Raw genomic sequence first — 12,913 nt, 5'->3', positions numbered from 1 at the left:
AATGTATATAAATTTTCATACTAAAAATAGATTAAAACTATCTGCAACCTATTTATCTATAATCATGTTCTTATCTATTGTTTTTTCGGTAGCAATATATAAAGTATCTTCAGATCAGATAAAAAGAGGATTGCGACCAGCACCTGCGCGAATTCCACCAAAACAAATAAGTCATGAAAAGGCAGAAGATAGATTTAACGATTTTGAAGATTTCCGAAGCGGAAGAATCGATGAAAGCCGCATTCGCCTCAAAGAGCAACTACTTTTAATTAATTTTGGCGCATTATTTTTTGGGACATTCTTAAGCTATTTGCTGGCCATTAAGGCACTTAGCCCTATTGAGAGAGCGATGGAGAAACAAGACAGGTTTGCCTCTGATGCGAGTCATGAATTGAGGACTCCTCTTGCTGTTATGCAGAGTGAAATAGAGGTGGCGTTAAGATCTAAAAAATTAACTAAAGATGAGTCAAAAGAAATATTACAGTCAAGTTTGAATGAAGTAAAAAAAATGACGAATATTTCTAATGCGCTTTTAACATTGGCACATAGCGAAAGCCAAAAAGAAGAATTTTTTGATTGTGATTTAAAGAAGTTGATTAATGATGCAGTTCAGAATACAAAATTAAACGCAAATCAGAAAAATATAGTAATAACTTCTGAAATACAAGTAAATTTTGTTCGTGGTGAATTCGAAAAACTAAAACAACTATTTATAATAATTTTGGACAATGCAATTAAATATAGTTATAAAGATAGCAAAATTGATATCGAAGCTAAATCGATCGGTAAAAAAACCCAAATTGATATCGCCGATACCGGTATGGGAATTGATGCTAAAGAGCAAAAGCTCGTATTTCATAGATTCTATAGAACAGATAAATCAAGAACTAAAGATGGGAATGAGGGTTTTGGATTAGGTCTGTCGATCGCTAGAAATATAGTCCTATTACATAATGGTCATATTAGCGCTTTGTCAAATGATCCAAAAGGAACCATCATAAGAATTATTCTGCCGACTAGTTAACTCTAAGCAAAACTTCAGTTTCATCTTGTTTAATGAAACTGTAAATGAAATTAAGGAGCAGAGATGTCTAAAGAAAATGAAGATCAAAATGAAAAAAATGTAACAGCGCAAGTTAATACAAGCGTGATAGAAAGGATTGATGAGCTTGAAAAGAAGATCAAGTATCTATATATTTCATTAGGAATGTTAATAGTAGCGGTATTGTTTGTTGGTATCTTAGGGTTCTGTTCAAGAATGGACGATCATGGAAATAGAGGCGATAATCAACGTCTTAGAGGCCGTGATGGTGGCGACAGTATAAGAGGTAATAATCGTCCTGGGTTAGACCATGGAGGATATGAAGTTCCTGGTAAACAACAAGGTCCTGGCCAACAGCAACCACCAGAAAAATCACCAGTTGACATATCACCAGCTAATCCAGATACTGTCCCAAGCACATAAAAAATCTTATCCCCCAAAGATAAATGACGGCGAACAGAAATGGTCGCCGTTTTTCCATAGTCAACAATTATGGTGATTTAATACTATGATTGTAAAAAGAAGATATTTTAAGTATTTATGGAAGACAATGGCGATAAAAAAAGAATCTAAAACTAAAACAAATTCAACATATGATGCAGGGCAGATCACAGTCTTAGAAGGCTTAGACCCTGTGCGTAAACGTCCTGGAATGTATATCGGATCTACGGGTTCGCAAGGGTTGCACCACCTTATCTGGGAGGTCGTTGATAACTCTATAGATGAAGCAATGGCTGGGCATTGTAATCGTATAGATATAACTATTGGTCAAGATAGTTCCGGAGCATGGTGTCGGGTTGTTGATAATGGTAGAGGTATTCCTACTGGCCCGCATCCTAGTGATAAGAAAAAATCGGCAGCTGAAATAGTTTTAACTACCTTACACGCTGGCGGTAAATTTGGTGATGGTGGGTATAAGGTATCTGGCGGTTTGCATGGTGTTGGTATTTCAGTCGTGAATGCCCTTAGTTCAAAATTAGAATTGCATATTGAACGTGAAGGCTCACAATTCGAAATGGCATTTGCTGCTGAAAAAACCGGCAAAGTTATTAAGAGTGGAGTTGCGCAAGGAAAGTTGAAAAAAGTTGGGACTGTCCCAAAAACTCGTACCGGAACAACAATAAAATTCTGGCCTGATAAAGATGTATTCGATACTACTGATTTTAAAATAAATACTATTTGCGAGCGCTTGCAAATAATGGCCTTTCTAAATAAAGGTTTGACTATTGGTTTTCATGATGAACGATCTTCTTCGGCGGATGAACCACGAAAAGAAATAACTTTTTCTTATGAAGGTGGAATAGTCGATTTTGTTAAACATCTAAATCAATCTAAATCACCACTATTTAATACTATAGGGTCATTTTCTGTATCAGTGCCTGAAGGCGAAATCGATGTTGCATGGCAATGGAACACCGGCTATCACGAAGCATTACATTCTTTCGCGAATGGTATCTCAACAACTGAAGGGGGGATGCATGCTGAAGGTTTCAAGCGAGCATTAACCTCAGCTTGTAATAAGTTTGCGCGGGCATCAAATTTAATTAAAGATAAAGACCCGAACCTGCAAGGTGAAGATGTTCGTGAGGGAATGTGTTGTGTTGTTAGTGTAAAGTTGGGTGAACCCCAGTTCGAAGGTCAGACAAAAACGAAGCTTGGTAATACAATTATGAGATCAGCTGTTGAAAAAGCAACTGGGGAATTCTTTTTAGCATGGTTAGAACAAAATTCGAGTGAAGCTAAATCTCTAATAAATAAATCTTTGGTATCAGCAAAAGCTCGTAAAGCTGCAAAACAAGCTAAAGATCTTACACGACGAAAATCTTCATTGGACTCGGGCGGTTTACCAGGTAAGCTTGCTGACTGTTCTTCTAAAAAACCAGAAAATTCTGAATTGTTCATTGTAGAAGGAAACTCTGCAGGTGGTAGCGCGAAAGATGCGCGTGATCCTAAACATCAAGCAATATTACCTTTGCGGGGAAAAGTTTTAAATGTAGAACGTGCTCCTCTTGACAAAATTTTAAAAAATTTAGAAATACAAACTTTAGTATCATCTATTGGCGCTGGTATTGGCAGCGATTTTGACATTAAAAAAATTCGTTATAATAAAATTATTATTTTGGCTGATGCCGACGTTGATGGTGGACATATACGAACATTATTAATTACATTTTTTTATAGACAAATGTTTGAGCTTGTTGAAGGTGGGCATTTATATGTTGCACAACCACCTTTATATTCTACAGAAATAAAAGGTGAAAAAGTTTATGTAGCCGATGAAGCACAACGACAAGAGCTTATTGATAAAAACAAGAGAAGCCAACTTAGGTTTGTAAGATTTAAGGGTCTTGGTGAAATGGATTCTAAAGAATTGCGTGAAACAGCTATAAGTCCAGAAACTAGGAGACTTGTTCGTCTGGATATTGATCAAGCTACTATTTGCGATGATGTACTTTCGCGTCTTATGGGCGATGATGCCAGTGCTAGACGCACATTCATTGAAGAAAATGCAAAAGAAATTGAAAATATAGATATTTAGTTTGAACTTTAAGGAAGACAATGACAGTAAAGAAGCCATCGAAGAAAAATAAGGTTCAAGAAGAGCTCTTTAGCGCAGCCATTCCAACCAAAGCACTTGTCGAAGAAGTAGAAGGCGCCTTTTTAGAATATGCAATGAGCGTTATTGTTTCGCGTGCATTGCCAGATGTACGTGATGGATTAAAGCCTGTTCATCGCCGTATCTTATATTCCATGCACGATACTGGGGTACGTAGTGATCGTCCCTTTGTTAAATGCGCACGTATTGTTGGTGATGTTATGGGTAGGTTTCATCCACATGGTGATCAATCAATTTATGAGGCTCTGGTTCGTATGGGTCAACATTTTTCGATGACTTTACCATTAATTGATCCGCATGGAAATTTTGGATCACCAAATGACCCAGCTGCTGCAATGCGTTATACAGAAGCACGTTTAGCTACTAATGCAGAAAGACTTTTAGAAAATATCGATGAAGACACTATCGATTTTATTGATAACTTTGATGCAAGTGTATTAGAGCCTGTTGTTTTACCTGCGAGAATTCCAAGTCTTTTAATAAATGGCTCTCAAGGTATTGCTGTAGGTTTAGCTACAAACATACCACCACATAATGCATGTGAAGTTATTAGTGCTGCTGTCTATGTGCTCGACCATGAGGAAGCAACAGTTAATGATCTTATGAAGTTCATTAAAGGTCCTGATTTTCCAACAGGTGCAACAATACTTGGTGTAGATGGACTTAGAGATGCCTATACAAAAGGTAAAGGCTCTCTTCGTGTTCGTGGCGAATATCTTTTAGAAGAATCAAAAGGCAGGACTTCGATCATTATTCATTCGATTCCTTATCAAATTTCTATTGAGTCAATCGCTGAAAAAGCAGCTGAAGCAGTTGAATCTGGAACTATTCAAGGCGTTAAAGATATTAGGAATGAATCAGGCCAAGGTAAAACACGTTTAGTTATTGAGTTAAAACCAGGTACAGATGTAAATGTTATTTTGAATAATATTTATAAACATACGCCTATGCAAACTACTATTCCTATGAATATGGTTGCATTAGTAGATGGGGTACCTCGTACATTGCGTTTAGATGAGTTTATTTCAGAATGGATAACTCATCAGAAAGAAGTCATACGTCGTCGTTCACAATTTCGTTTAGATAAATGTGAAGCTAGGTATCATATACTTGAAGGACTGCTTCGCGCTGTAGAAATGATTGATGAGATTATTGCACTTATTCGTGCTTCAAAGGATAGGGGAGTAGCCAGAGAGAAATTGCAACTTACGCCTTTTGATTTCTCTGAAATTCAATCAAGTCATATTTTAGATCTAGCTTTAGGTCGTCTAACAGAACTCGGTCAAAAAGAATTAGCGATAGAAGCTAAAGAATTAAAGAAATCAATCAGAGAACTTAAAGCTTTATTGCGAGATCCTGCTTTAGTATTAGCATTATTAAAAGATGATTTAAACACCTTCTTAGGAACAATCGATAAAAAACGAAAAACAAAGATCGAAAAATCTGATAGTGGAGTTATTGACACTACGGCACTAGTAGCTCAAGAAGATTTAATAGTTAATGTGACAGCGAGAAATTATGTACGTGCAATTAACGCGGCATCGCGTAGTGCAAAAATTACTTCCACCAAAGATAATGATGTTGTTGCTAATGCCTATGAACTAACTAGCCTTGACTCAATCTTGGTCGTAACAAATTTCGGTAGAGCATATCGTATCAATTGTCATGAAATTAATAGAGATAAACTAGTTGCAGTTTCTTCACTTATTTCTCTGAGTTCCGGCGAAATACCTCTATCTATAATTAATATTAATGATGTAAGTGCAATAGTAATGCTATCTGACTCTGGTGGTATTAAACGTGTAGATATCGAAAATCTAAAAGATATAGCTACACGTAAAGATGGAGTTGTATGTGCAAAATTGGGTACTAGCGAAAAAGTAGTTTCTGTTTGCGATGTCTATGATGATGATGATCATCAAATGCTGGTAGTAACAAATAGCGGTCAAGGTATCCGTTTCCCATTTATAGATATTCGTGCTAGCTCACGATCAGCTGGTTTTGTTAGAGCAATAAAACTTAAAGATAAAGATCGTGTTATTGGTGCTATTAGTGTATTTGAAGATGACGATTGTGTGATCTCGACTGATAAGGGTTTTGCAAAACGTATGCATGTTTCGAATATGACATTACAATCACGTGCTGGTTCTGGTATGCGTGCAATGAAATTGCAGCCATCTCGTGGAACTCTTAGTGCGATTTGTCTAGCTCTTGGCGAAGTTACAGCATTTGTGAGCGATGTGGGCGCCATATCTGTTCCAACAGTTTCGATTACTTTACAGGACCGTGAAGGTAGTGGTGTAAAGGTTAAAGGTCTTTCAGGCGATGTAAGCTCAATTTATAGTGTTGCTGACGCTGTTTGATAAGCAAATGGACTTGTCAGAACTAACGTTTGAGCAACAGCATTCCTATGATCCTCTAATTGCGGATGTTTATAATAAGCTATTTGCCAGCATACATTTAAGCGAAAATTGGGTACATGATCCAAAAGAAATAATAGATATTTGCAATAGTGAAACCAGTAACTTCTATCTAGGTAAAATAGGTAAATATGTAGTAGCTATGGCAACTCTAATAAAACCATATGATTCATTAAGTCATAAAACAGCAATAATTGAGGACCTAGCAGTGTGCAAGGACTTCCAAAACCAAGGAATTGGAGATAATTTAGTATTATTTCTTGAACAAGAAGCAATTGAATTGGGTGCTTCTCGCATAGAACTACACAGCAGCGATTTAAGGGTTTCAGCTCAGTCTTTATATGTAAAGCATGGTTATATTAAAGTTGAGACAAAGTTATTTCGTAAATCCCTAACTTAAAATACAATAACCTTTTTAAGAGATTAATTTTTTTTGCAAAAGTACTAAAACTTATAGCTTATTATCTAAAATTTCAGCATAATACGTATTATGCGTAAAATACGCGAAACACCTCAAGTCACTGAAGACCATATGCTCAAAAAGCATATACTATGGCTTCAATTTTTGTATGGATTTACACGTGTTGGATTCTTGACTTCTGCATTTGTGTTACTAGTTATTAAATTGGATTTAACAATATTAAATTCTGCGATTGTCACAATAATGCTACAAGGTGCTACTTTATTTGCAAATAAACTATGTGACAATGTTTTTTCAAAATATTCGATAAAAGCTCTACAAGTATCCGCTTCATTGTTAGGTTCAGTTTGTTCACTAATGATTCTTTTGACAAATAATTTTTATGTTTTTATATTTGTTGTATTTATATGTAGTTTTGCCAAAGTATCTTTTGAAGTTACTATGCCAATAATTTCACATAAACATATTGAAGCCGATAATGCATTTGCTTCAAAACTAGTAGGTTTTAACATGGGGGGAATACTTTGCATTAGTGCTATAACAGCTACTTTTGTATTCTTACATCTTGACTTTTTGCCCATAATAATTACTTCGTTTATGTTTGGTCTTTTATGTTTCTTGATTACCTCTGGCTATATTCAATATAATCAAAAAACATTTAAAAGGAGGCTCGAACCAGATATAAAAGAAAATGAAAAGAATAGTTTCAAAAATAGAACTCTTTCCATGATCGATTTAAGTAGCCATATTGTTGGTGGTCTTTCTGTCTGTATAATGCCAGTCGCTCTAAAAACAGTATCGCACCTTTCGCAGGGAGTGGATTCATTACTCTTTTTCATATTTGGCCTGACGGCATATATTTGTGGAGTGTTTGTGATACCAAAAATAAACACAAAAATTAATATTTCTATAAAGACGCAATGGCATCTGTTGCTGTATGCATCTGCCATGGTAATCATAGGTCTTGTATTGTATTGTTCATATTTTGGTCTTTTTTGGGCCTGTTTTGGTGCGGTAATAGAGGGAGTGGGGTCGGCTCTAGCTTATTCTTCAATTCATACGCTGGCGGCGAAAGAACTCAATGGAGAAAGATACAAAACATTTTGTAATGGTCTAAATCAGCGATCTGCAAGATCGAGAATTATTGCTGCTATTAGTCTTGGATTTCTTTCTCAATTCTTCACCATACAAATACAAATGCTTTTATTTATTGCCGTTTCATTTACTTGTGTCGCTATTTGCGCATTACGTGTTAGCATAATAACTCGTGACCTTAGACTTATCGAACAAAACGAAATCAGCACTTTTATACCAAAATTTATCGGAGCAGTTGAGCCAACAGCTTATAGCCTATTCACCGGAGACGATAGAAGAAGAAGCACAATTAAAAACCATTCTAAAACTGGTGCGTTCAAATCAATACGACGAAATAACGGAACAATCGTTAGGCGACCACCACTTGACAGCTTCCGCGATTATCACTTCGAAATTAGGCGTGTGCTTGCATTTTCACAAACGTATTCACAAGTGGTTACAACCTGGCGGTCACATAGATTTAGGAGAAACGCCTATATTAGCGGCACAGCGTGAGGTATTCGAAGAGACGGGTCTTTTGCCATCATTCGATCCAGAAATTTTCAATATAGATATTCACGATACTGGGTATGGCCATACTCATTATGATATTCAATTCTTTGGATATTGTGAAAATATATTTATTAATCCGCCAGAAGACGAATCTCAAAAAGTAGCCTGGTTCGAATTACCAACTGCACTCAATGTCGTAGATAGTGGCATAAAACGTGGGCTAATAAAGTTACAAAGAAAATAAATAAAATTTTTCCATTAATAATTGTCAACAATTCATAATAATAAGTAGAAATTATCTATAGTATTATCCTTGAAATCTTTTAAAAGGATTTTACGGGGCAGTAGCTCAGTGGTTAGAGCAAACGACTCATAATCGTTCGGTCGCGGGTTCGAACCCCGCCTGCCCCACTGAATGTTTAGTTCAAAAACTGAAGATACTAGATATTCCTAGTGGTTTTCTTGTTTTGTTCCCTGTGATTTGTCTCTCAAAAATAGTGTAAAATATCTCAATGGCATTGTTGATTCCACTCGTAATATTTTTTATCATGTGCATATTACTTGTAGTATTTATGGCTAAATCGCAACCCCCTGGACCGGTAGATACAGCTGAAGCATTTTGTGATGCAGTTATAAGAGATGATAAAACTACATTAGAAGCATTATCCAGCATAAAAGTAGTTAGAACAGATGTAATAAAATTGCTTAAAAGTCAAACAGATATAAGCCTTGTCGGGAAAAAATATAATATAGAAATTCTTGAAGATATGGTATCTAACGATTCATCTTTTGTACTTTTAGAAATATCATTTATCGATCAAAAAGTTAAAATTGATATGCAACTAACTAAGACTATAAATAGATGGGTTGTATCAATGATTAGAACTAAAAATGAAACTGAGATCAAATGACAACTGCATCAGATAATCCATCAAATAATGAGTCAATAAATGCAGAACAAATAGAAATAGTATTAGATCGTTGTGAAGAGATTGCATATAAAATACGTACAGCAGTAAATACAATAGATAGAGAAACACGCATATCTTATGCAATAAATCCTACGCATACTCATGCAAATCAATATGAAATTGATGTAATTGCTGATGCTATCCTTACACAATCTTGTGAAGGGTTCAAAGGCTGTGTTGTTAGTGAAGAACAACCTATAGATAAAGATGCTTTACAACATAACTCTCTATGGCTGATCGTTGACCCCATCGATGGTTCAACAAATGCATCTAAAGGTTTAGGATATTGGAGTTTTTCTGCTGCACTTGTTTCTAAAGGTGTAGTTGTAGGTGGTGTAGTTGTCGATCAAACAACTGGTAACGTATATCGAGCGTCAGGTATAGGCGGAGTTAGCTATAAAAATGTGAAAACTGGGATTGTTGACAATCTGATGGATATTAATATCACGAATTTAACTCCAGGTACTATTGCAGATAATCTTAATTCTTCAACAGTTAATTTCAATTCACATGTAGGACCACCAATGCCATTTAGACATTTACGAAATCTTGGTTCTAGCGCATTAGCTATTTGCGACGTCGCTCGTTCTGCATTAGATCTCTATGTTGATGATAAAGATGTAATGCTAAATCCTTGGGATTACCTAGCTGCTGAATATATTGCAAAAATGGCTGGTGCAACGGTCAAACGTAGAGATGCAGAAGGCATTTTAGTCTCCAGTGGGATTATGGCATATCGATCTTTTTCATTAGATGAAGTACTTGTAAAAATATTTCCAGAATATTTCATTAATTAGCTTGATCTTAACTAGTGGAATGTGCTTAGCTAGTTACATGTTAAATTTAGAAACCATGCGAAATCTTGGTGGCTTTTCATCGATTACTGGGACAATTGTATCCAAAATCACTGATTTTAAGGCATTCACTAATATTTTTGCATCATATTCAGTGGTAATGCACTCACCGACACTATTAAAAGTACCGGCAATTACGACGCAAACCACAATCTGGCGACAGAGGTTTCTTATTTAGACACAAATTCTGATTCTTTAAAGAAATTTCTTATAAACCGCCAGTTTTTAACCGGCGGTTTTTTTAACCACAAATTCTTTAAAGGAAAAGCAAATGACGCTACTAGAGCATAAACAAATATACGAACATCGTGAACAAGACAAAAAACTATCGTGTTATACGAAAGTAAAAGAATCGGTATTGTGTAGGGGCAAGACAGAATTATTTTTTTCTGAAAATACTAAAGATATGCGAATTGCACAACAATTATGCCTGTCTTGTCCAAATCAAAAGGAATGTTTGGCTTCTGCACGACTAGATCCACCATATGCAGGTGTATGGGGTGGAGTTATCTTCGTTGATGGTGAAGAATTATTATCAAAACGAGGTCGTGGGCGGCCATCCAAACAGGAAAAAGACCAGCAAGAAGCGCAAGCAGTAGTGTTTAGTGTAAAACAGATTGCATAATTGTAACTTCATTAGGTTGTTACAATTAGGCTTCATAACAAAATCTACATTTCAGCAAATACAAATTAACGAAGTAGAATTATCATATGGCAAATATCGATCTAGCCCAAGCAAAAAAAAGTATGTTGAGTGCAGCAACACTTGCATCAAATCGTCTCCTTGATAGGTTTGAAACAACTATACATATCGAAGCTAAAGGTCGAGCAGATTTTGTCACAGAACTAGATAGGGAATGTGAAGAAATAATTCAATCAGAACTAGCAAATTTTGATGATGGAATCATATTTATTGGTGAAGAATCTACTTCATTCGAAACATCAGGAAATAAAGTAAAAATTGAATTACCGTCAACATGTTTCATAGTTGACCCTTTAGACGGTACAAGTAACTATATGCATTCATTTAATGGATATTGTGTTTCAATAGGTTTGCAAATAGATAATGAGATTGTATTGGGAGTTGTTCTAGCCCCTACTTTGGGACAAATGTTTGTTGCTGAGAATGCGCACGGATCGTTTCGTTATGATTTGAATGGAAATAATGAAATGAAGCTAAAAACTATTGATGAAGGTGACGATAAAATACTTTTTGCAACATCAGTACCATTTAGGAATCCTGAGTTTATTGAATCACATTTAGAACTTTCAAATAGTCTTTATAAAAATTTTGAAGATATGAGACGTGCTGGATCAGCTGCACTAGACCTAAGTTGGGTGGCACAGGGTAGTTTCGGGATTTATTTGGAGAGTTTTCTTAAACCTTGGGATTGCGCGGCAGGTGCAATAATATTACGAGAAGCAGGTGGAATAATAAGTGATTGGTCAGGTAATGAAACAGAATGGTTAACTAATGGTCAAATTTGTGCAACTGGGAGTGCTCGACTTCATGAAAAGGTACTTGATCTGTTAAAGTAATGACTCGAAAAAAAGTTGTATCTAAAAGTACAATTCTTTTCGGGCGTTTAGCTCAGTTGGCTAGAGCATCTGCCTTACAAGCAGAGGGTCGGGGGTTCGAGTCCCTCAACGCCCACCATATTTCTTCATTTTTTTAATGGACATTGTTTATCAAAATCTATCGCTTGATATTTATTAAATCCATATTCTTCTTACATTAAATTTAAATTGTAATTTATTCTTAAGTTATTTTTCGTCGAATGTATTTATAACTGCAGAATATAATACAATTTTAATTTGCAGAGCAATCCAGATTAGAAGTGCTAGAACTACAGCTAATGTTCCGTATAGTGGTCGTGAATTTTCAAGTGATCTACTAACTATAAATACACTGAAAAATTGAATTAAAGATATTGCTAACCCACCAATTACAGTCCCTTTTCTCGTTGCATATTTGCGATCTATGAGCACAACAAATATCAGAAAAAGTAACAATATATTCCACAAAATACTAAAAATTAAGACTAAGGACTGCATTAATAAGTTGTTATTAAATATGGAGCTGAGTAGTGTGGGCACAAAAAATCCAATTCCAATAATTATCATCGTGCCGTAAGCTCGAAGAATTTTTGTAAAAACATTGCTACATTCATGACTTCGTTTAGATATAGCCTGTAGAGAGCTGTCGAGTGCTAATGCGCCACGTCGTACTGTCCAGAGAAGAATTGTCAAAGTTATTATCAGCGTGATTCCACGTTCTTTTACAAATGATAGGTTAGATTCGAGTGTTGGACCTATGACAGGAATTGTGGATAAAGTTGAGTCTATTAAGTCTTGTTTAATGCGTGGATTACTTGAGAATACAATGTCGAAGATTGTTAGAGATACTATTAATAGTGGCAAGATAGACATAAACATATAATAAGTAATTGAGCCAACTCTTAGATGGCCATTATTTTTGTTATAACTCGATTGTATGTCTTTAGCGTAGCTTAAAGATTTATGCGAAGACACAAAATCATCAACCTGCTTTTTGATTTTATAAATAATTTTCATTAACAAAATTCTACTAGATCAATATATAAGCGGACATCTAAAATAAGCTAATGTGTCGTTTATGCCGTATCTAATGATTCATCAGAACTAACACTTTTAAAATTAACATTATTCATTAAAACAACATCTTTAGCTGGTACAGCTTTAGAAAATAAATAACCTTGACCGTAATCGCAATTAAGTTTACGCAATGAATCTCGTTGACTTTCCAGCTCGATACCTTCAGCTGTAACAGTAAGTTTCATAGCGTGTGCAAGCCCTAATAGCGCATGAACTATAGCGGTATCATTTTCATCAATATCTAAACCGTCAACAAAGCTTTTATCAATTTTGAAACCATCTATTGGCATTCTTTTTAAATATGAAAGCGATGAATATCCAGTTCCAAAATCATCAATCCGCAATTTAAACCCTAAATCTCTTATCT

12 protein-coding genes and 2 tRNA genes are annotated in these 12,913 nt (G+C 35.5%); 12 read left to right on the top strand and 2 right to left on the bottom strand.

Annotated features, from left to right (window positions below; translation table 11 throughout):
• Window position 1: 1 nt before the first annotated feature.
• From KBF89_06825 to KBF89_06770, 12 genes are all read left to right on the top strand, one after another.
• Window positions 2-1,024, top strand: coding sequence for a HAMP domain-containing histidine kinase (locus tag KBF89_06825; GenBank protein MBP9116040.1), 1,023 nt, complete (start codon window positions 2-4; stop codon window positions 1,022-1,024).
• Between the two features lie 63 nt (window positions 1,025-1,087).
• On the top strand, window positions 1,088-1,465 hold the full coding sequence (locus KBF89_06820) for a hypothetical protein (protein ID MBP9116039.1): 378 nt from the start codon (window positions 1,088-1,090) through the stop codon (window positions 1,463-1,465).
• Between the two features lie 127 nt (window positions 1,466-1,592).
• Window positions 1,593-3,581, top strand: coding sequence for a DNA gyrase subunit B (locus KBF89_06815; protein MBP9116038.1), 1,989 nt, complete (start codon window positions 1,593-1,595; stop codon window positions 3,579-3,581).
• Between the two features lie 20 nt (window positions 3,582-3,601).
• A complete protein-coding gene (locus KBF89_06810) occupies window positions 3,602-6,022 on the top strand; it encodes a DNA topoisomerase 4 subunit A (GenBank protein MBP9116037.1) in 2,421 nt (806 codons plus the stop codon).
• 7 nt (window positions 6,023-6,029) lie between these two features.
• The gene (locus KBF89_06805; GenBank protein MBP9116036.1) at window positions 6,030-6,479 is read left to right on the top strand and encodes a GNAT family N-acetyltransferase; all 450 of its coding nucleotides are present in this window, start codon (window positions 6,030-6,032) and stop codon (window positions 6,477-6,479) included.
• A gap of 1,480 nt (window positions 6,480-7,959) precedes the next feature.
• Window positions 7,960-8,331: an NUDIX domain-containing protein gene (locus KBF89_06800; GenBank protein MBP9116035.1), complete on the top strand. Its 372-nt coding sequence runs from the start codon at window positions 7,960-7,962 to the stop codon at window positions 8,329-8,331.
• A 94-nt stretch (window positions 8,332-8,425) separates the two neighbouring features.
• Window positions 8,426-8,498 (top strand) — tRNA-Ile (locus tag KBF89_06795).
• 101 nt (window positions 8,499-8,599) lie between these two features.
• Window positions 8,600-8,998: a hypothetical protein gene (locus KBF89_06790; protein MBP9116034.1), complete on the top strand. Its 399-nt coding sequence runs from the start codon at window positions 8,600-8,602 to the stop codon at window positions 8,996-8,998.
• Window positions 8,995-9,855 carry a hypothetical protein gene (locus tag KBF89_06785; GenBank protein ID MBP9116033.1) on the top strand — a complete coding sequence of 287 codons (861 nt, stop codon included), beginning with the start codon at window positions 8,995-8,997 and terminating at the stop codon, window positions 9,853-9,855. Before KBF89_06790 ends, KBF89_06785 begins: the two co-directional genes overlap by 4 nt.
• Window positions 9,856-10,183: 328 nt before the next feature.
• Window positions 10,184-10,537 carry a WhiB family transcriptional regulator gene (locus tag KBF89_06780; protein MBP9116032.1) on the top strand — a complete coding sequence of 118 codons (354 nt, stop codon included), beginning with the start codon at window positions 10,184-10,186 and terminating at the stop codon, window positions 10,535-10,537.
• An 86-nt stretch (window positions 10,538-10,623) separates the two neighbouring features.
• Window positions 10,624-11,451 carry an inositol monophosphatase gene (locus KBF89_06775; GenBank protein ID MBP9116031.1) on the top strand — a complete coding sequence of 276 codons (828 nt, stop codon included), beginning with the start codon at window positions 10,624-10,626 and terminating at the stop codon, window positions 11,449-11,451.
• A 41-nt stretch (window positions 11,452-11,492) separates the two neighbouring features.
• Window positions 11,493-11,569: transfer RNA gene (locus KBF89_06770), tRNA-Val, on the top strand.
• Between the two features lie 107 nt (window positions 11,570-11,676).
• Here KBF89_06770 and KBF89_06765 read toward each other — a convergent pair.
• Window positions 11,677-12,486 carry a YihY/virulence factor BrkB family protein gene (locus KBF89_06765; protein ID MBP9116030.1) on the bottom strand — a complete coding sequence of 270 codons (810 nt, stop codon included), beginning with the start codon at window positions 12,484-12,486 and terminating at the stop codon, window positions 11,677-11,679.
• A 59-nt stretch (window positions 12,487-12,545) separates the two neighbouring features.
• A partial coding sequence (locus KBF89_06760; protein MBP9116029.1) for an EAL domain-containing protein occupies window positions 12,546-12,913 on the bottom strand: 368 nt, incomplete at its 5' end.

The sequence above is a fragment of the Acidimicrobiia bacterium genome (assembly GCA_018057765.1).
GTDB lineage: Bacteria > Actinomycetota > Acidimicrobiia > IMCC26256 > JAGPDB01 > JAGPDB01.
This window is presented reverse-complemented; position numbering and strand designations above follow the sequence as displayed.

Excerpts from the sequence above, each read along its gene's own strand:
- KBF89_06820 (MBP9116039.1), top strand. The coding sequence starts at position 1,088 with ATGTCTAAAGAAAATGAAGATCAAAATGAAAAAAATGTAACAGCGCAA.
- KBF89_06790 (MBP9116034.1), top strand. The coding sequence starts at position 8,600 with ATGGCATTGTTGATTCCACTCGTAATATTTTTTATCATGTGCATATTA.
- KBF89_06780 (MBP9116032.1), top strand. The coding sequence starts at position 10,184 with ATGACGCTACTAGAGCATAAACAAATATACGAACATCGTGAACAAGAC.
- KBF89_06810 (MBP9116037.1), top strand. The coding sequence starts at position 3,602 with ATGACAGTAAAGAAGCCATCGAAGAAAAATAAGGTTCAAGAAGAGCTC.
- KBF89_06825 (MBP9116040.1), top strand. The coding sequence starts at position 2 with ATGTATATAAATTTTCATACTAAAAATAGATTAAAACTATCTGCAACC.
- KBF89_06805 (MBP9116036.1), top strand. The coding sequence starts at position 6,030 with ATGGACTTGTCAGAACTAACGTTTGAGCAACAGCATTCCTATGATCCT.
- KBF89_06815 (MBP9116038.1), top strand. The coding sequence starts at position 1,593 with ATGGCGATAAAAAAAGAATCTAAAACTAAAACAAATTCAACATATGAT.
- KBF89_06775 (MBP9116031.1), top strand. The coding sequence starts at position 10,624 with ATGGCAAATATCGATCTAGCCCAAGCAAAAAAAAGTATGTTGAGTGCA.
- KBF89_06765 (MBP9116030.1), bottom strand. The coding sequence starts at position 12,486 with ATGAAAATTATTTATAAAATCAAAAAGCAGGTTGATGATTTTGTGTCT.
- KBF89_06785 (MBP9116033.1), top strand. The coding sequence starts at position 8,995 with ATGACAACTGCATCAGATAATCCATCAAATAATGAGTCAATAAATGCA.